Genomic DNA, 18060 nt, shown 5'->3' with positions numbered 1-18060 from the left:
ATACGCTTTCGTAAAGCAATAGTAAGCTGATATTCTACCACACTATGAGCAAAACACATTTAACAGAACAGAAGTTTTCCGACTTCGCGCTGCACCCGAAGGTGATTGAAGCCCTTGAAAATAAAGGGTTTCATAACTGCACGCCCATTCAGGCCCTCGCGCTGCCGCTGACGCTGGCCGGTCGCGATGTTGCCGGGCAGGCGCAAACCGGTACCGGCAAAACGATGGCGTTTTTAACGTCAACGTTTCATTATTTACTTTCTCACCCAGCGATTGCAGACCGCAAAGTTAACCAGCCGCGCGCGCTAATTATGGCCCCGACGCGAGAACTGGCGGTACAGATCCACGCAGACGCTGAACCCCTGGCGCAGGCTACCGGCCTGAAGCTGGGCCTGGCCTATGGCGGCGACGGCTACGATAAGCAGCTGAAAGTGCTGGAAAGCGGTGTGGATATCCTGATCGGTACCACCGGCCGTCTTATTGATTACGCCAAACAGAACCACATTAACCTCGGTGCCATCCAGGTTGTGGTGCTCGATGAAGCTGACCGCATGTACGATCTGGGCTTCATTAAAGACATCCGCTGGCTGTTCCGCCGTATGCCTCCGGCTAATCAGCGTCTGAATATGCTGTTCTCTGCAACCCTCTCCTACCGCGTTCGCGAGCTGGCGTTCGAACAGATGAACAACGCTGAATACGTAGAAGTGGAACCGGAGCAGAAAACGGGTCACCGCATTAAAGAAGAGCTCTTCTATCCTTCTAATGAAGAGAAAATGCGCCTGCTGCAAACGCTGATTGAAGAAGAATGGCCAGATCGCGCCATCATCTTTGCGAACACCAAACACCGTTGTGAAGACATCTGGGGCCACCTGGCTGCCGATGGTCACCGTGTTGGCCTGTTGACCGGCGACGTGGCGCAGAAAAAACGCCTGCGTATTCTCGAAGAGTTTACCCGCGGCGATCTCGATATTCTGGTCGCCACCGACGTGGCTGCACGTGGTTTACACATTCCAGCCGTAACGCACGTCTTTAACTACGATCTGCCAGACGACTGCGAAGACTACGTACACCGTATCGGTCGTACCGGTCGCGCGGGCGCAAGCGGTCACTCTATTAGCCTTGCGTGTGAAGAGTATGCGCTGAACCTTCCGGCCATTGAGACCTACATCGGTCACTCTATTCCGCAGAGCAAATACAATCCGGAAGCGCTGTTAAGCGAACTGCCGCCGCCTAAGCGTCTTACCCGCCCACGCTCCGGCAATGGTCCGCGTCGTTCAGGCGGCGCACCGCGTAATCGTCGTCGTTCAGGTTAAGAAAATATGCTCAGCTCCACCTCGCTTTATGCGGCAATTGATCTCGGTTCGAATAGTTTTCATATGCTGGTTGTGCGCGAGGTGGCGGGAAGCATACAAACGCTGACGCGCATTAAGCGCAAGGTCCGCCTCGCGGCGGGCCTGAGCAGCGACAATCACCTCTCGCCTGAAGCCATGGAACGTGGCTGGCAGTGCCTGCGACTCTTTGCCGAGCGTCTGCAGGATATCCCGCACGCCCAAATCACCGTTGTCGCCACTGCGACACTCCGCCTGGCGGTTAACGCCGTGGATTTTATTGCCAGAGCGCAGGAGATTCTCGGTTGCCCGATTCAGGTTATTAGCGGTGAAGAAGAAGCTCGCTTGATTTATCAGGGGGTTGCACACACCACGGGGGGTGACGATCGCCGCCTGGTGGTGGATATCGGCGGAGCCAGTACCGAGCTGGTGACCGGCACCGGCGCGCAGGCTACGTCGCTGTTCAGCCTGTCGATGGGCTGCGTGACCTGGCTTGAGCGCTATTTTACCGATCGTAATCTGGGTAAAGAGAACTTCGACGAGGCAGAAAATGCCGCGCGCGAGGTATTACGTCCCGTGATGGACGAACTGCGCTATCACGGCTGGAAAGTGTGCGTGGGTGCGTCGGGGACCGTGCAGGCCCTGCAGGAAATCATGATGGCGCAGGGAATGGACGAGCGGATTACGCTTGCCAAACTTCAGCAGCTAAAACAGCGCGCCATCCAGTGCGGACGCCTGGAAGAACTGGAAATTGAAGGCCTGACGCTGGAACGCGCGCTGGTCTTCCCGAGCGGGCTGGCCATTCTGATCGCCATTTTCACCGAGCTCAACATCCAGTGTATGACCCTTGCCGGCGGCGCGCTGCGCGAAGGCCTGGTCTACGGGATGCTGCATCTGTCGGTCGATCAGGATATCCGCAGCCGAACCCTGCGCAACGTACAGCGTCGTTTTCTGGTTGATATCGATCAGGCAGGACGCGTATCGCAGCTGGCATCACGCTTTGCCGACCAGGTCGCTAACGCCTGGGATCTTGATCATCTGAGCCGCGATTTATTGCTGAGCGCCTGTGCGCTGCATGAAGTGGGGCTGAGCATTGATTTTAAGCAGGCCCCCGCTCACGCAGCATATCTGGTCCGCAACCTGGATTTACCGGGCTACACGCCCGCACAGAAAAAGCTGCTGGCAACGCTGCTGCTGAACCAGACCAACGCCGTTGATCTCTCATCATTGCATCAGCAAAACGCCGTACCGCCGCGCGTAGCCGAGCATCTGTGCCGCCTGCTGCGTCTGGCGATTCTCTTTGCCAGCCGCCGTCGCGATGATTTGTTGCCTGCAATCAATCTGGTGGCCGATGACGAAAAACTGTCGCTGACGTTACCGGAAAACTGGATTGAGCGTCACCCGCTTGGGGCAGAGATGATCGAGCAGGAGTGCCAGTGGCAAAGCTATGTGCACTGGGTGCTGGAAGTGAAGTAATACGCTGAACATTGCCGGGTGGCGGCTTCGCCTTACCCGGCCTACTCATCATTATCCTTTCTCTTTGGCTTTTGCCAGCATGGCGCGAATGTTCGCCACGTTAGCCTGCCCCTTGTGCATCCGCTCTTCTGCGGTAATCACTTTGCGTTCCTGTTCCCAGATCAGGTCGTCCTGCGGCAGCTCCAGCAGGAAACGGCTCGGCTCCGGGCGGACGAGTTCGCCATACTGACGGCGCTCTTTACACAGTGTGAACGTCAGCTCTTTCTGCGCGCGAGTAATCCCTACGTAGGCCAGGCGGCGCTCCTCGTCGACGTTATCTTCGTCAATGCTGCTCTGGTGCGGCAATAACCCCTCTTCCATACCAACCAGATAGACATACGGGAACTCCAGACCTTTTGACGCATGCAGCGTCATCAGCTGTACCTGATCGGTCTCTTCTTCGCTCTCGCCGCGCTCCATCATGTCGCGCAGGGTAAAGCGGGTGACGACCTGCGTCAGGGTCATCGGCTCGTCGATTTCAGAGCCCTCCAGCATTTCGGTCATCCAGCTGAACAGCTGGTTAACGTTCTTCATGCGCATCTCAGCGGCTTTCGGGCTGGCCGAGGTTTCGTACAGCCAGGACTCATAGTCGATGCCGTGAATAAGATCGCGCACCGCCGCCACCGGCTCGCGCTCCGCGAGACGCTGCACTTCGCCGAGCCAGTGGGTGAATCGCGTTAGCGAATCGTAACCGCGGCCGGTTAACGTCTGGCTCAGCCCCATGTCGAAGCTGGCGGTAAACAGGCTTTTATTACGCGTCATCGCCCACTCGCCCAGCTTTTGCAGCGTCGCAGGGCCAATCTCGCGCTTCGGCGTATTCACGATGCGCAGAAACGCGCTGTCGTCATCCGGGTTCGTGAGGACGCGCAGATAGGCCAGCAGATCTTTAATCTCTGGCCGTGAGAAGAACGACGTACCGCCCGAAATTTTGTACGGGATGCGGTTCTGCATCAGCATCTTTTCAAAGACGCGCGACTGGTGATTGCCGCGATAGAGGATCGCGTAATCCTTATATTCGGTTTTATTGACGAAGTGGTGGGCGATCAGTTCGCCCGTCACGCGCTCCGCCTCATGCTCTTCATTATTGGCGCTGAGCACCTTCAATTCAGTACCGTAACCCAGCTCGGAGAAGAGACGCTTCTCAAACACGTGCGGGTTATTGGCAATCAGGATGTTTGCTGCCTTCAGGATACGCCCGGAGGAGCGGTAGTTTTGCTCCAGCTTAATCACCTGCAGAGCGGGAAAATCTTTGCTCAGCAGCACCAGGTTTTGCGGACGCGCGCCGCGCCAGGAGTAAATTGACTGGTCGTCGTCGCCGACCACGGTGAAACGCGCGCGCTGCCCCACCAGCAGCTTCACCAGCTCGTACTGGCTGGTGTTGGTGTCCTGATACTCATCCACCAGCAGATAGCGAATTTTGTTCTGCCAGCGCTCGCGAACCTCTTCGTTCCGCTGCAGCAGCAGCGTGGGCAGCAAAATCAGGTCGTCAAAGTCCAGCACGTTGCACGCTTTCATATGTGCATCGTACAGACCGTAGCAGTGGGCGAAGATCCGATCCCGTTCGCCTTTGGCGATCGCCGCGGCCTGGGCCGGGGTCATCAGATCGTTTTTCCAGTTTGAGATCGTTGAGATCAGCTGCTGCAACAGCACCTTGTCATCTTCGATCAACCCCTCGGTGAGCTCTTTGAGCAACGCCACCTGGTCGGTGTCATCGAAGAGCGAGAAGTTGGACTTCATTCCCAGCGCAGCATACTCGCGTTTGATGATATCCAACCCCAGCGTGTGGAAGGTGGAGATCATCAGGCCGCGCGCCTCTTTTCGTCCCAGCGTCTGGCCGACACGCTCTTTCATCTCACGCGCCGCTTTATTGGTAAAGGTTACCGCCGCAATGTGCCGGGCCTGATAGCCGCAGCCGCGGATCAGGTGCGCAATCTTATTGGTGATAACGCGCGTTTTGCCGGATCCTGCACCCGCCAGCACCAGACACGGTCCGGTGACAAATTCGACGGCTTGTTGTTGTCCGGGGTTTAAACGCATAAATGATCACTCAATGAAAGTCAGGAGGGGAGAATAACAGCGTGGTAGTATAGCGAGCCTAATCCATACCACTCAAGGCACGATCATGGCAAAAACAGCAGCAGCACTGCATATTCTTGTTAAAGAAGAGAAACTGGCTCTGGATCTTCTGGAGCAGATCAAAAACGGCGCCGACTTCGGCAAGCTGGCGAAGAAGCACTCTATCTGTCCGTCAGGCAAACGCGGCGGCGATCTGGGTGAATTCCGCCAGGGTCAGATGGTACCGGCATTCGATAAAGTGGTCTTCTCCTGCCCGGTGCTGGAGCCAACCGGCCCGCTGCACACGCAGTTCGGCTACCACGTGATTAAAGTGCTGTACCGCAAATAAACAAGCCGGGTGGCGACTGCGCCTACCCGGCCTACATCTTACGGTTTTGTAGGTCGGGTTAGCGAAGCGCCACCCGACAAGGTTGTTAACCCGCTACCGCGATACGCTTCATGTCGGTCATGTAGCCACGCAGTTTGTGACCCACTTTCTCGATCTGGTGGCTGCGAATGGCTTCGTTCACATCGCGCAGCTGCGCGTTGTCCACGGCACCTTCTGCAATCGCTTTACCCAGATCGCCCGGCTGCAGAGTGGTCATAAACTCTTTCAGCAGCGGTACGCAGGCGTAAGAGAACAGGTAGTTACCGTATTCTGCAGTATCAGAGATAACCACGTTCATTTCGTACAGACGCTTACGGGCGATGGTGTTCGCGATCAGCGGCAGCTCGTGCAGTGATTCGTAGTACGCAGACTCTTCAATGATGCCGGAATCCACCATGGTTTCGAACGCCAGCTCAACGCCTGCTTTCACCATCGCGATCATCAGCACGCCTTTATCGAAGTACTCCTGCTCGCCGATTTTACCTTCATACTGTGGCGCGGTTTCGAACGCGGTTTTACCGGTCTCTTCACGCCAGGTCAGCAGTTTCTTGTCGTCGTTTGCCCAGTCCGCCATCATGCCGGACGAGAACTCGCCGGAGATGATGTCGTCCATATGTTTCTGGAACAGCGGCGCCATGATGGTTTTCAGCTGTTCAGACAGGGCGTAAGCACGCAGTTTTGCCGGGTTGGACAGACGGTCCATCATCAGCGTAATACCGCCCTGCTTCAGCGCTTCGGTGATGGTTTCCCAGCCGAACTGAATCAGTTTTTCCGCGTATGCCGGGTCGGTGCCCTCTTCAACCAGCTTATCGAAGCACAGCAGAGAACCGGCCTGCAGCATGCCGCACAGAATGGTCTGCTCGCCCATCAGGTCGGATTTCACTTCGGCAACGAAGGACGATTCCAGCACGCCCGCACGGTGGCCGCCGGTCGCCGCTGCCCACGCTTTGGCAATCGCCATGCCTTCGCCTTTCGGATCGTTTTCCGGGTGAACCGCGATCAGCGTCGGCACGCCGAAACCACGCTTGTACTCTTCACGCACTTCGGTACCCGGGCACTTCGGTGCCACCATCACCACGGTGATGTCTTTACGGATCTGCTCGCCCACTTCAACAATGTTGAAGCCGTGTGAGTAACCCAGCGCAGCGCCGTCTTTCATCAGCGGCTGTACGGAACGCACAACGTCTGAGTGCTGCTTGTCCGGCGTCAGGTTAACCACCAGATCCGCCTGCGGGATCAGCTCTTCGTAGGTACCCACTTTGAAGCCGTTTTCGGTCGCTTTGCGCCAGGAGGCACGCTTCTCGGCAATCGCTTCTTTGCGCAGGGCGTAGGAGATATCCAGACCGGAGTCACGCATGTTCAGGCCCTGGTTCAGACCCTGTGCGCCACAGCCGACGATGACCACTTTTTTACCCTGAAGGTAGCTCGCGCCATCGGCAAATTCATCGCGCGCCATGAAGCGGCATTTGCCCAGCTGCGCCAGCTGCTGGCGCAAGTTCAGTGTATTAAAGTAGTTAGCCATGGGTGATACCTCGTGATGTTGTGTGTCTTATTGTTCGGTTCGCGTTTCAGCGAGAATGTACCCACATTACAACAGGAAATTTATTGCGGAAATTGATATATTCACAACGTCACATTGCAATTTATGCAATGTAAAAAGAGGGAGTGGAATCGGTGGATTTACGCGATCTGAAAATGTTCCTGCACCTGGCGGAAAGCCGTCACTTTGGCCGCAGCGCCCGGGCGATGCACGTCAGCCCCTCCACGCTTTCGCGCCAGATCCAGCGCCTTGAGGAAGACCTCGGCCAGCCGCTGTTCGTGCGCGATAACCGCACCGTCACCCTCACGGAAGCGGGCGAAGAGCTGCGTATTTTTGCCCAGCAGACGCTGTTGCAGTACCAGCAGCTGCGGCACTCTATCGATCAGCAGGGGCCGTCACTCTCCGGTGAGCTGCATATTTTCTGCTCCGTGACCGCCGCCTACAGCCATCTGCCGCCCATCCTTGACCGCTTTCGCGCGGCGCATCCGTCGGTTGAAATTAAGCTCACTACCGGCGACGCTGCCGACGCGATGGAAAAAGTGGTGACGGGCGAAGCGGATCTCGCCATTGCCGGGAAGCCGGAAACCCTGCCGGGCGCGGTAGCGTTCTCGATGCTGGAAAATCTGGCGGTGGTGTTGATTGCCCCGGCGCTGCCCTGCCCGGTGCGTAACCAGGTATCGGTGGAAAAACCAGACTGGTCCACGGTGCCGTTTATCATGGCCGATCAGGGCCCGGTTCGCCGCCGCATTGAGCTGTGGTTCCGCCGTCAGAAAATCAGCAACCCGTCGATTTACGCCACCGTCAGCGGCCATGAGGCGATGGTGTCGATGGTGGCGCTGGGCTGCGGCGTGGCGCTGCTGCCGGAAGTGGTGCTGGACAACAGCCCGGAGCCGGTGCGCAATCGCGTGATGATTTTAGAGCGCAGCGACGAGAAAACGCCGTTTGAGCTTGGCGTGTGCGCACAAAAAAAGCGGCTGCATGAGCCGCTTATTGATGCGTTCTGGACGATACTGCCGAACCACTAAAGCCGGGTGGCGCTGCGCTTACCCTGCCTACATGCCGCTCAGCCCTTAGCCTGCCAGGAAGAAGCGGAACGCCGGGTTGTGGGTTTCGTCATGGCACTCGTAGCCCAGCTCGTTCAGCCGCGTTTCGAAATCCGGCTCGTGCTCGCCCAGTTCGAACGCCGCCAGCACGCGGCCGTAGTCGGTGCCGTGGCTGCGGTAGTGGAACAGAGAGATGTTCCAGTGCGTGCCCAGCGTGTGCAGAAACTTGAGCAACGCGCCCGGCGATTCCGGGAACTCAAAGCTGAACAGGCGTTCCCTGAGCGGCTTCGAAGGACGGCCGCCGACCATGTAACGCACGTGCAGCTTCGCCATCTCGTCGTCGGAGAGATCGACCACGCTATAGCCGCCCTCATGCAGCAGGCTGAGGATCTCTTTGCGCTCCTCCACGCCACGGCTCAGACGCACGCCGACAAAAATGCAGGCATCTTTGGCATCGGCAAAGCGGTAGTTGAACTCCGTCACCGAACGACCGCCCAGCAGCTGGCAGAACTTGAGGAAGCTGCCCTTCTCTTCCGGAATCGTCACCGCCAGCAGCGCTTCCCGCTGTTCGCCCAGCTCGCAGCGCTCGGAAACGTAGCGCAGGCCGTGGAAGTTCACGTTCGCACCAGACAGCACGTGCGCCAGCCGCTCGCCGCGAATGTTGTGCTGCGCGATGTATTTTTTCATCCCCGCCAGCGCCAGCGCGCCGGACGGTTCCGCCACCGCACGCACGTCCTCGAACAGATCCTTCATCGCCGCGCAGATCGCGTCGCTGTCGACGGTGACGATATCGTCGAGATACTCCTGGCACAGGCGGAAGGTTTCGTCGCCAATGCGCTTCACCGCCACGCCCTCGGCAAACAGCCCGACGCGCGGCAGGTCGACCGGATGCCCGGCATCCAGCGCCGCTTTCAGGCATGCGGAGTCTTCCGCTTCCACGGCAATGACTTTGATCTGCGGCATCAGCTGTTTGATCAGCACCGCCACGCCTGCGGCTAAACCACCGCCGCCCACCGGGACAAAGACCCGGTCGAGATGGGCATCCTGCTGCAGCAGCTCAAGCGCCAGCGTGCCCTGGCCGGCAATCACCATCGGGTGGTCGAACGGCGGCACCCAGGTGAAGCCCTGCTGCTGCGCCAGCTCGATCGCTTTGGCTTTTGCTTCGTCAAAGTTGGCCCCGTGGAGCAAGACTTCGCCGCCGAAACCGCGCACCGCGTCGACCTTGATGTCGGCGGTAGCAACCGGCATCACGATCAGCGCCTTCAGCCCCAGACGGGCAGACGAGAACGCCACGCCCTGCGCGTGGTTGCCCGCCGATGCGGTAATCACCCCGCGCGCTTTCTGCTCGTCGGTCAGCCCGGCCATCATCGCGTAGGCACCGCGCAGCTTGAAGCTGTGCACCGGCTGGCGGTCTTCGCGCTTCACCAGAATAACGTTGTCCAGGCGCGAAGAGAGTTTTTCCATTTTCTGCAGGGGCGTGACCTGAACGGCTTCATAGACCGGTGCGCGCAGCACCGCCCTGAGATATTCCGCCCCCTCGGGGGCGGCGGATAAGGGTTGTGACTCGGCCATCATTAGCCCCCAAGTTTAGATTTATCGCGCACCGCGCCTTTATCTGCACTGGTGGCAAGGCTCGCGTAGGCGCGCAGGGCGAAGGAAACTTCACGCTGGCGGTCTTTCGGCGTCCAGGCTTTATCGCCGCGCGCTTCCTGCGCTTCACGACGGGCCGCGATCTCCTGGTCGCTCAGCTTGAGCTGAATGCCGCGATTCGGAATGTCGATTTCGATCATGTCGCCGTCTTCGATGATGGCGATGTTGCCGCCGCTTGCCGCTTCCGGCGAGACGTGGCCGATAGAGAGGCCGGAGGTGCCGCCGGAGAAACGACCGTCGGTGATCAGCGCACAGGCTTTACCGAGGCCCATCGATTTCAGGAAGGTGGTCGGGTAGAGCATCTCCTGCATGCCCGGCCCGCCTTTTGGCCCTTCGTAGCGAATGACCACCACGTCGCCTTCCACCACTTTGCCGCCGAGGATGGCGTCTACCGCTTCATCCTGGCTTTCGTACACCTTCGCCGGACCGGTGAATTTCAGAATGCTGTCGTCCACGCCAGCGGTCTTCACGATGCAGCCATTTTCCGCAAAGTTACCGTACAGCACGGCCAGGCCGCCGTCTTTGCTATAGGCATGCTCCAGCGAGCGGATGCAGCCTTCAGCGCGGTCATCGTCCAGGGTATCCCAGCGGCAGTCCTGCGAGAACGCCTGGGTAGTACGAATACCGGCAGGGCCCGCGCGGAACATTTTTTTCACCGCGTCGTCTTTGGTCAGCATCACGTCGTACTGGTCCAGCGATTCCGGCAGCGTCAGGCCGAGCACGTTTTTCACGTCACGGTTCAGCAGCCCGGCGCGATCCAGCTCGCCGAGGATACCGATGACGCCACCGGCACGGTGCACGTCTTCCATGTGGTACTTCTGCGTACTTGGCGCGACCTTACACAGCTGCGGCACTTTACGGGAGAGCCTGTCGATGTCGCTCATGGTGAAGTCGATTTCGGCTTCCTGCGCGGCGGCCAGCAGGTGCAGAACGGTGTTGGTGGAACCGCCCATGGCGATATCCAGGGTCATGGCGTTCTCGAATGCCGCTTTACTGGCGATGCTGCGCGGCAGCGCGCTGGCGTCGTCCTGCTCGTAGTAGCGCTTAGTCAGTTCAACGATGCGTTTACCGGCGTTGAGGAACAGCTGCTTACGGTCGGCATGGGTCGCCAGCAGCGAGCCGTTGCCCGGCTGAGACAGACCCAGCGCTTCGGTCAGGCAGTTCATGGAGTTCGCCGTGAACATACCGGAACAGGAGCCGCAGGTCGGGCACGCGGAGCGCTCCACCTGGTCACTCTGCTCGTCAGAGACTTTCGGGTCCGCGCCCTGAATCATCGCATCGACCAGGTCGAGCTTGATGATTTTGTCGGAGAGCTTGGTTTTCCCCGCTTCCATCGGGCCACCGGAGACGAAGATCACCGGAATGTTCAGGCGCAGGGAGGCCATCAGCATCCCCGGGGTGATTTTGTCGCAGTTGGAGATACAGACCATCGCATCGGCGCAGTGGGCGTTAACCATGTACTCTACCGAGTCGGCGATCAGCTCGCGCGACGGGAGTGAATAGAGCATGCCCCCATGGCCCATCGCGATACCGTCATCCACCGCAATGGTGTTGAACTCTTTCGCCACGCCGCCGGAGGCTTCGATTTGCTCGGCAACCAGCTTACCGAGATCGCGCAGGTGCACGTGGCCCGGCACAAACTGGGTGAAGGAGTTCACCACGGCGATAATTGGCTTGCCGAAATCGGCGTCGGTCATTCCGGTGGCGCGCCACAGTGCGCGGGCACCCGCCATATTACGGCCGTGGGTGGTGGTGGCTGAACGATACTTAGGCATGCTTTATTTACTCCCGTCTGACTATGTAATGGGACGGTGCGTGCCGTCCCAAATTTATATTTAGTGATTAACCTGATCCAACCAGCCGTATTTATCTTCTGTCTCGCCGGTGAAGAGGCCAAAGAACGCTTGCTGAATGCGTTTGGTCACCGGGCCACAGCGGCCTTCGCCCACCTGAATGCCGTCTACGCTACGCACCGGCGTAATTTCAGCCGCGGTACCGGACATGAACACTTCATCGGCCAGGTACAGGGATTCGCGAGACAGCACCTGCTCGCGCACTTCGATACCCAGATCTTTCGCCAGCTTGATGATGGCATCACGGGTGATGCCCGGCAGCGCGGACGAGGTGAATGGCGGGGTAAACAGAATGCCGTCTTTCACTTCAAACAGGTTTTCACCTGCGCCTTCGGAGATGTAGCCATTCACGTCGAGCGCGATACCTTCCTGGTAACCGTGACGGCGCGCTTCGCTGCCGACCAGCAGGGAAGAAAGGTAGTTACCGCCCGCTTTCGCCGCGGTCGGGATGGTGTTGGGTGCAACGCGATTCCAGGAAGAGACCATTGCGTCGATCCCCTGCTCAAGGGCTTCAGCACCCAGGTAGGCACCCCATGGGAACGCGGCAATGATCACATCGGTGTTGTAACCGGCTGGCGGGTTCACGCCCATGCCGACGTCGCCCACGAAGACCAGCGGACGAATATAGGCGCTGGTGAGGTTGTTCTTACGGATCACCTCGCGGCAGGCTTCCATCAGCTCATCCACACTCTGAGAAACCGGGAAACGATAAATTTTGGCTGAGTCATGCAGACGCTGCATGTGTTCGCGATGGCGGAACACCACTGGCCCTTTGTGAGAATCGTAGCAGCGGATGCCTTCAAACACGGAGGTACCGTAATGCAGCGCGTGGGACATCACGTGGACCTTCGCGTCCTCCCAGCGAACCATCTCACCGTTGAACCAAATGTAATCAGCTTTTTTTGTCGTCATTTTTTCGTCCTGTCACGCTTAAGCGCGGATTTGTTGTGATGTGGTTGTGCTCTGGCAGATGGCAACATGGGCAACGTCTACCAGCTTTGATAACTGACTAAACAGTAAGTCGACCGGCCGCGGGCTGGCAACGGTTAATTCGATACTGATGTTTTGCGCGTCGGTGGCCGTCTCCATATTCATAGAGCAAATCTGAAAACCACGATGACGCACCACGCGCAAAACGCGTTCTAATGTTTCCGGGTTGAAGCGAGCCTGCACGGCGACCTGATGTTGCATCATGATAATTTCTCCAGCATTTGTGAGTTACTGGCACCGGGCGGTACCAACGGCCAGACGTTCTCAAGCTCGTCGATTGAGACATGAAGCAGGTATGGCCCTTCGCTTGACAGCATGGTGTCGAGTGCCGCTTCAACCTGGTCTTTACGGGTGATGTGCTGACCAGGAATGCCGAAGGCGCTGGCCAGGGTGAGGAAATCGGGGTTATCGGTCAGGGTGGTTTCACTGTAACGTTCCTGGAAGAACAGCTGTTGCCACTGGCGAACCATCCCTAAACGCTGGTTATCGAGCAACACGATCTTCAGCGGTAACTGCTTGCGCTTCACGGTGCCGAGCTCCTGAACGTTCATCATGAAGGAGCCGTCACCGGAGATACAGATAACGGTATCGTTCGGGCGGGCAACCTGTGCGCCAACCGCGGCTGGCAGACCGAAGCCCATCGTCCCTAACCCGCTGGAAGTGATGAAGTTTTCCGGACGGGTGTAGGTCATGTGCTGGGCGGACCACATCTGATGCTGGCCGACATCGGTCGTCACCACGCTGTCGGCGGGCTTACGGTCGGACAACTGCTTCAACAGCAGCGGCGCGTAGATGGCCTCGCCGGGGTGGTCGTAACGCCAGGCGTGTTCAGCGCGCATGTCGGCGGTATGCTGACGCCATGCGTTGATATCCAGCGGCTGCTGCAATGCCGGTAACAGCGCGTTGAGATCGCCCTGCAGCGCGACGTGCGCCTGACGCAGCTTGTTCATCTCCGCCGGGTCGATATCCATATGGATAACTTTGGCGTTCGGCGCAAAGGTATTCAGCTTACCGGTGACGCGGTCGTCAAAACGGGCGCCTACGGCGATGAGCAGATCGCACGCCTGCACCGCCAGGTTTGCCGCTTTGGTGCCGTGCATCCCCAGCATGCCCAGATAGTAGGGGTAATCGGCATCTACCGCACCCAACCCTTTCAGCGTGCAGGTGGCAGGCATTTGCGTTGCCGCGATAAATTCGCGCAGGGCAGGAACCGCCTGCGCCATACCTACGCCACCACCAACGTACAGCATCGGCTGTTTCGCCTGCGCCAGCATCTGACGGGCCTCTTCGACTTCCGCATGCGGAAAGGCGTCGTCGTTTCCAACGGTGGAGAAGTGCGGCTCCAGTTCGCCGTGTGCGACCTGGATATCTTTCGGGATATCGACCAGAACCGGACCAGGGCGACCGGAGCTGGCAACCTCGAATGCTTCTGCCATTACGCGCGGCAGCTCTTCCAGAGACTGAACGAGAAAACTGTGTTTGGTGCAGGCCAGCGATAAACCGAGTACATCGACTTCCTGGAACGCGTCGGTGCCGATGAACGGAGAGGCAACCTGTCCGGTGATGGCAACAACGGGAACGGAATCCAGCAGCGCGTCTGCCAGACCGGTGATGAGGTTCGTTGCGCCCGGACCTGAGGTCGCCATACAGACACCGGTTTTACCGGTGGCACGGGCATAACCGATGGCGGCCATCGCTGCGCCCTGCTCGTGTCGGCACAACAGGTGCTCCACGCCGCCGTCATACAGTGCATCGTAAATCGGCATAATTGCGCCACCCGGATAACCGAATACTGTCTCGACTCCCTGCGCGCGCAACGCATGTACTACCCACTGTGCCCCATTCATAGTTAGTTCCCCGTCATAAATCGGGAGAAACAGAATTTTGTGCTAGTCGTCATTCTCTGCTCCTCATTTACGTTTTTTAGTCATAAAAAAACCCCCGGACCTTTCGGTGCGGGGGTCTTAGTTCGTTAAGGCTTGATTTCTAAGCCTTTCCTCGTCCAAGTGCAGCCCCGCACGGTGGGATAATAATCACCACCACGCTAATCACGACCAGGCTAATCACTCGTAGAAGGGCTGTCATTTTCAGTTCTTTTTGCATCTTGTTCGAAGGAATACCTAAAGAGTTATCACAGTTTTTAAATCAAACACAAGATTTATTTATGACGGATTTGGTTAGCCCGCGAATCATATTTCTTAAAATCGTTGTTTTATATACGGAAATTAGAAAATGAATATTTTTCACTTTTTTACTCCTCCGCTAACCGTCAAAACAGGTTTTTTTCGCTCTGCGAGGAGGGTTCCACGATTGTGCAATAGTTTCATTATGCTTTTAAAACCCCTGAACAGGCAGCGTAAATTCGCTAAATAGCGCTAAACAGGCATAACGCACACTGGCATAGTCACACCAGGAGGTAGTGCAAATGTCACTGTCAGTTGTTTATACGCGTGCGGCTCTCGGGGTAAAGGCACCGCTTGTTTCCGTAGAGGTTCATTTGAGTAATGGGCTGCCCGGACTCACGCTTGTCGGGTTACCTGAAACGACGGTTAAAGAGGCCAGGGATCGCGTTCGCAGCGCAATAATAAATAGTGGTTATACCTTCCCCGCGAAGAAGATCACCATCAACCTTGCCCCCGCCGATCTGCCCAAAGAGGGCGGGCGATACGATTTACCTATCGCAATTGCGCTTCTCGCGGCTTCTGAGCAGCTTACTACGACCAGGCTAGGCTCGTACGAGTTCGTGGGTGAACTCGCGCTCACAGGCGCATTGAGAGGCGTTCCCGGTGCGATATCGGGAGCGCTGGAAGCCATTCGTGCAGGGCGGCAAATCATTGTCGCCAATGAAAACGCATCAGAAGTGAGTCTTATTGCCGAAAAGGGGTGCCTTATCGCCGGGCATCTTCAGGAAGTGTGTGCCTGGCTGGAAGGCCGACATGAACTGTCCGAGCCGGAGGAGTGCGACGAGGCTGTAGCAGATGCGCCAGAAGATCTCAGTGAGATCATGGGACAGGAGCAAGGTAAACGGGCGCTGGAGATTACGGCTGCAGGTGGACACAATCTCCTGCTGATTGGCCCGCCTGGTACAGGTAAAACGATGCTGGCGAGCAGGTTGAGCGGGTTGCTCCCGCCGCTCAATAATCATGAAGCGCTGGAAAGCGCTGCCATATATAGCCTCATCAGTTCGGCATCGTTGCAAAAACAGTGGCGCCGTCGCCCTTTTCGTTCCCCACATCATAGCGCTTCACTGACGGCAATGGTCGGCGGTGGGTCTATCCCCGGACCGGGTGAGATCTCACTAGCACACAATGGCATTCTGTTTCTTGATGAGTTGCCTGAGTTTGAGCGTCGCGTGCTGGATGCACTGAGAGAACCAATTGAATCTGGTGAGATACATATCTCGCGCACGCGGGCCAAAATAAGCTATCCCGCGCAGTTTCAACTGGTCGCTGCGATGAACCCCAGCCCCACGGGGCATTATCAGGGCAACCATAACCGCTGTACGCCAGAGCAGACGCTGCGCTATCTGGGAAAGCTTTCCGGCCCATTCCTCGACCGTTTCGATTTGTCTCTCGAAATCCCCCTTCCGCCGCCGGGCCTGCTCAGGCAGACGGGCATAACGGGTGAGAGCTCAGCAAAAGTGCGCGGGCGGGTGATCGCTGCCCAGGCACGACAATACGCCCGTCAAAACAGGCTGAATGCTCGGCTTGATAATGCCGGGATCCGGCAGTTTTGTTCGCTTAATAGTGAAGATGCAGGATGGCTTGAAGAGACATTGACGCGCTTTGGGCTGTCTATACGTGCGTGGCAACGTTTGCTAAAAGTGGCCAGAACCATTGCTGACGTGGAGGGATGTACTGACATTGAGAGGAAACACTTGCAGGAGGCGCTGAGTTATCGCGCTATCGATCGTTTGCTGCTGCACCTGCAGAAGTTGCTGGCATAAAAAAAGGGGCCGTAGCCCCTTCTTATCATCTTAGTCATCAGACTCGGTGTAGTCTTCTGCACCTTCCATCTGCGGCTTACCGCCAGACAGCGTATGGAAGCGCTTTGGACGCTTAATGCGTGCCATATACTTGATCCATACACGTTCCGCTTCAGACTGCGGCTCACGCTCACCACGGCAAACAGAAACAAACTGTTTTTCGTCTTCAGTAGCAGGCTCACGCTTGCCCAGATCCAGCTCGTTAAAGGCATAACCATGGCGCTCAAGCAGTTGAGCTTCTTTGATGGTGAAATCGCCGTGACGAGAGAACCCGCGCGGATAATGTTTATTGTCGAAAAAACGATTAGTCGTCGTAAAGCTTTCCGCCATCCTACACGCTCCTAATTCTTTGGCCGAGCTATTTATGGCGCGGAGTATTAGTTACGCTTGACAGAGTGTAAAACAAAACATTTAAATCATAACGACAAATAATTTTGCGGAGAAAGATGTGGATACGGAATTGCTTAAAACTTTCCTTGAAGTGAGCAGAACACGCCACTTTGGGCGAGCAGCTGAAGCCCTTTACCTGACGCAGTCAGCAGTCAGTTTTCGTATTCGACAGCTGGAAAATCAACTGGGTGTGAATCTTTTTACCCGCCATCGCAACAATATCCGCCTCACGCCCGCCGGCGAAAAACTACTGCCGTACGCAGAAACGCTGATGAATACTTGGCAGGCGGCACGCAAAGAGGTTGCACATACTTCGAGGCATAATGAGTTCTCGATAGGGGCCAGCGCTTCCCTGTGGGAATGTATGCTCAGTCAGTGGCTTTCCCGGCTTTATCAATCTCATAGCCACCTGCAATTTGAAGCCAGGATTGCGCAACGGCAGTCGCTGGTTAAGCAACTTCATGAGCGCCAGCTTGATCTTCTTATCACAACCGAAGCCCCCAAGATGGACGAATTTAGCAGCCAGATTGTGGGCCAGTTTGGCCTGGCGCTTTATGCCTCTGAACCTTCGATGATGAAGGCAGACCTGACCTATTTGCGCCTGGAATGGGGGCCTGATTTTCAGCAGCATGAGACGGGCTTGATTGCACCTGATGACGTCCCACAGTTAACGACCAGCTCTGCAGAGATCGCCTGTCAGCAACTGCCCTTGCTGAGAGGTTGTACCTGGTTACCTGTTCGCTGGGCAGACACTAAAGCTGGGCTGCATACCGTAATGGATTCCACCACGCTTACCAGACCGCTGTATGCGATTTGGCTGCAAAACAGTGATAAGCAGTCGCAGATAAAAGATCTGTTAAAAATCAATGTAATGGATTGATACATCAGCCAGCAGGAATGCTGGCTGAATAGTAAGAAGAGGCGTTTTTACAGTCTTTCAGGCAAAAAAAAATCCTTTGCCGAAGCAAAGGATTCTATATGGCAGGGGCGGAGAGACTCGAACTCGCGACACCCGGTTTTGGAGACCGGTGCTCTACCAACTGAGCTACGCCCCTAAAGTTTTTTGCCATTAAGCCTGCCAGTAAGGCAGGCTTAATGTCTTAATAAGTGGCGGAACGGACGGGACTCGAACCCGCGACCCCCTGCGTGACAGGCAGGTATTCTAACCGACTGAACTACCGCTCCACCGAAGACTGCTTGTAACCACCGGATTAATGCACCGGCTTACTACTAAATTTGATGCCTGGCAGTTCCCTACTCTCACATGGGGAGACCCCACACTACCATCGGCGCTACGGCGTTTCACTTCTGAGTTCGGCATGG

The 18060-nt window shown here is 56.9% G+C and carries 16 protein-coding genes and 2 tRNA genes; 6 read left to right on the top strand and 12 right to left on the bottom strand.

What is annotated here, in order from left to right; all coding sequences use genetic code 11:
* The first annotated feature begins 44 nt into the window (after positions 1-44).
* Positions 45-1313: an ATP-dependent RNA helicase RhlB gene (rhlB, locus tag LLF79_RS22890; RefSeq protein WP_021242834.1), complete on the top strand. Its 1269-nt coding sequence runs from the start codon at positions 45-47 to the stop codon at positions 1311-1313.
* A 6-nt stretch (positions 1314-1319) separates the two neighbouring features.
* Entirely contained in the window at positions 1320-2804 is a 1485-nt protein-coding gene (gene gppA, locus LLF79_RS22885; RefSeq protein WP_227880481.1) for a guanosine-5'-triphosphate,3'-diphosphate diphosphatase, read from the top strand.
* Between the two features lie 51 nt (positions 2805-2855).
* Here the strand turns inward: gppA and rep are convergent, their stop codons facing one another.
* Positions 2856-4880: a DNA helicase Rep gene (gene rep, locus LLF79_RS22880; protein WP_227880479.1), complete on the bottom strand. Its 2025-nt coding sequence runs from the start codon at positions 4878-4880 to the stop codon at positions 2856-2858.
* Positions 4881-4965: 85 nt separating this feature from the next.
* Between rep and ppiC the strand changes: the two genes are divergently transcribed.
* The gene (ppiC, locus tag LLF79_RS22875) at positions 4966-5247 is read left to right on the top strand and encodes a peptidylprolyl isomerase PpiC (RefSeq protein ID WP_008501570.1); all 282 of its coding nucleotides are present in this window, start codon (positions 4966-4968) and stop codon (positions 5245-5247) included.
* Positions 5248-5332: 85 nt separating this feature from the next.
* On the opposite strand, the gene ilvC is transcribed toward ppiC, so the two are convergent.
* Complete coding sequence (gene ilvC / locus LLF79_RS22870; protein ID WP_008501571.1) at positions 5333-6808, bottom strand: ketol-acid reductoisomerase; 1476 nt, start codon at positions 6806-6808, stop codon at positions 5333-5335.
* Between the two features lie 152 nt (positions 6809-6960).
* Here ilvC and ilvY point away from each other — a divergent pair, with 152 nt between their 5' ends.
* Positions 6961-7851, top strand: coding sequence for an HTH-type transcriptional activator IlvY (gene ilvY, locus LLF79_RS22865; protein ID WP_023293577.1), 891 nt, complete (start codon positions 6961-6963; stop codon positions 7849-7851).
* Between the two features lie 45 nt (positions 7852-7896).
* On the opposite strand, the gene ilvA is transcribed toward ilvY, so the two are convergent.
* The 7 genes from ilvA to ilvL form a co-directional block, all read right to left on the bottom strand.
* The gene (gene ilvA, locus LLF79_RS22860) at positions 7897-9441 is read right to left on the bottom strand and encodes a threonine ammonia-lyase, biosynthetic (protein ID WP_023315026.1); all 1545 of its coding nucleotides are present in this window, start codon (positions 9439-9441) and stop codon (positions 7897-7899) included.
* 2 nt (positions 9442-9443) lie between these two features.
* Positions 9444-11294, bottom strand: a complete 1851-nt coding sequence (gene ilvD, locus LLF79_RS22855) for a dihydroxy-acid dehydratase (protein WP_227880476.1) — start codon at positions 11292-11294, stop codon at positions 9444-9446.
* Between the two features lie 60 nt (positions 11295-11354).
* Entirely contained in the window at positions 11355-12284 is a 930-nt protein-coding gene (gene ilvE, locus LLF79_RS22850; protein ID WP_014885677.1) for a branched-chain-amino-acid transaminase, read from the bottom strand.
* An 18-nt stretch (positions 12285-12302) separates the two neighbouring features.
* On the bottom strand, positions 12303-12566 hold the full coding sequence (ilvM, locus tag LLF79_RS22845; RefSeq protein WP_003860184.1) for an acetolactate synthase 2 small subunit: 264 nt from the start codon (positions 12564-12566) through the stop codon (positions 12303-12305).
* On the bottom strand, positions 12563-14209 hold the full coding sequence (gene ilvG / locus LLF79_RS22840) for an acetolactate synthase 2 catalytic subunit (protein ID WP_021242826.1): 1647 nt from the start codon (positions 14207-14209) through the stop codon (positions 12563-12565). The genes ilvM and ilvG overlap by 4 nt, the downstream gene beginning before the upstream one ends.
* Before the next feature lie 2 nt (positions 14210-14211).
* On the bottom strand, positions 14212-14262 hold the full coding sequence (gene ilvX, locus LLF79_RS22835; protein ID WP_166792073.1) for a peptide IlvX: 51 nt from the start codon (positions 14260-14262) through the stop codon (positions 14212-14214).
* Between the two features lie 86 nt (positions 14263-14348).
* Positions 14349-14447 (bottom strand): ilv operon leader peptide, encoded by a 99-nt coding sequence (gene ilvL, locus LLF79_RS22830; RefSeq protein WP_001311244.1) that lies wholly within the window; start codon positions 14445-14447, stop codon positions 14349-14351.
* Between the two features lie 340 nt (positions 14448-14787).
* Between ilvL and LLF79_RS22825 the strand changes: the two genes are divergently transcribed.
* Entirely contained in the window at positions 14788-16308 is a 1521-nt protein-coding gene (locus LLF79_RS22825; RefSeq protein WP_023293581.1) for a YifB family Mg chelatase-like AAA ATPase, read from the top strand.
* Between the two features lie 30 nt (positions 16309-16338).
* Here the strand turns inward: LLF79_RS22825 and LLF79_RS22820 are convergent, their stop codons facing one another.
* Positions 16339-16677, bottom strand: coding sequence for a DUF413 domain-containing protein (locus LLF79_RS22820; RefSeq protein ID WP_008501577.1), 339 nt, complete (start codon positions 16675-16677; stop codon positions 16339-16341).
* 118 nt (positions 16678-16795) lie between these two features.
* Here LLF79_RS22820 and hdfR point away from each other — a divergent pair, with 118 nt between their 5' ends.
* Positions 16796-17617, top strand: coding sequence for an HTH-type transcriptional regulator HdfR (gene hdfR, locus LLF79_RS22815; protein ID WP_023293582.1), 822 nt, complete (start codon positions 16796-16798; stop codon positions 17615-17617).
* A 99-nt stretch (positions 17618-17716) separates the two neighbouring features.
* Here hdfR and LLF79_RS22810 read toward each other — a convergent pair.
* Both LLF79_RS22810 and LLF79_RS22805 read right to left on the bottom strand, forming a co-directional pair.
* Positions 17717-17792: transfer RNA gene (locus LLF79_RS22810), tRNA-Trp, on the bottom strand.
* 53 nt (positions 17793-17845) lie between these two features.
* Positions 17846-17922, bottom strand: a tRNA-Asp gene (locus LLF79_RS22805).
* Positions 17923-18060: the final 138 nt, after the last annotated feature.

It is taken from the genome of Enterobacter cloacae complex sp. 2021EL-01169 (genome assembly GCF_020733125.1).
GTDB classification, from domain to species: domain Bacteria; phylum Pseudomonadota; class Gammaproteobacteria; order Enterobacterales; family Enterobacteriaceae; genus Enterobacter; species Enterobacter roggenkampii.
Note: the sequence above shows the minus strand (reverse complement) of the source record. Positions and strands in the feature narration are given on the sequence as shown.

Coding starts and splice junctions, on each gene's coding strand:
- rhlB (WP_021242834.1), top strand. CDS start 45: ATGAGCAAAACACATTTAACAGAACAGAAGTTTTCCGACTTCGCGCTG.
- gppA (WP_227880481.1), top strand. CDS start 1,320: ATGCTCAGCTCCACCTCGCTTTATGCGGCAATTGATCTCGGTTCGAAT.
- rep (WP_227880479.1), bottom strand. CDS start 4,880: ATGCGTTTAAACCCCGGACAACAACAAGCCGTCGAATTTGTCACCGGA.
- ppiC (WP_008501570.1), top strand. CDS start 4,966: ATGGCAAAAACAGCAGCAGCACTGCATATTCTTGTTAAAGAAGAGAAA.
- ilvC (WP_008501571.1), bottom strand. CDS start 6,808: ATGGCTAACTACTTTAATACACTGAACTTGCGCCAGCAGCTGGCGCAG.
- ilvA (WP_023315026.1), bottom strand. CDS start 9,441: ATGGCCGAGTCACAACCCTTATCCGCCGCCCCCGAGGGGGCGGAATAT.
- ilvD (WP_227880476.1), bottom strand. CDS start 11,294: ATGCCTAAGTATCGTTCAGCCACCACCACCCACGGCCGTAATATGGCG.
- ilvE (WP_014885677.1), bottom strand. CDS start 12,284: ATGACGACAAAAAAAGCTGATTACATTTGGTTCAACGGTGAGATGGTT.
- ilvM (WP_003860184.1), bottom strand. CDS start 12,566: ATGATGCAACATCAGGTCGCCGTGCAGGCTCGCTTCAACCCGGAAACA.
- ilvG (WP_021242826.1), bottom strand. CDS start 14,209: ATGAATGGGGCACAGTGGGTAGTACATGCGTTGCGCGCGCAGGGAGTC.
- ilvL (WP_001311244.1), bottom strand. CDS start 14,447: ATGACAGCCCTTCTACGAGTGATTAGCCTGGTCGTGATTAGCGTGGTG.
- LLF79_RS22825 (WP_023293581.1), top strand. CDS start 14,788: ATGTCACTGTCAGTTGTTTATACGCGTGCGGCTCTCGGGGTAAAGGCA.
- LLF79_RS22820 (WP_008501577.1), bottom strand. CDS start 16,677: ATGGCGGAAAGCTTTACGACGACTAATCGTTTTTTCGACAATAAACAT.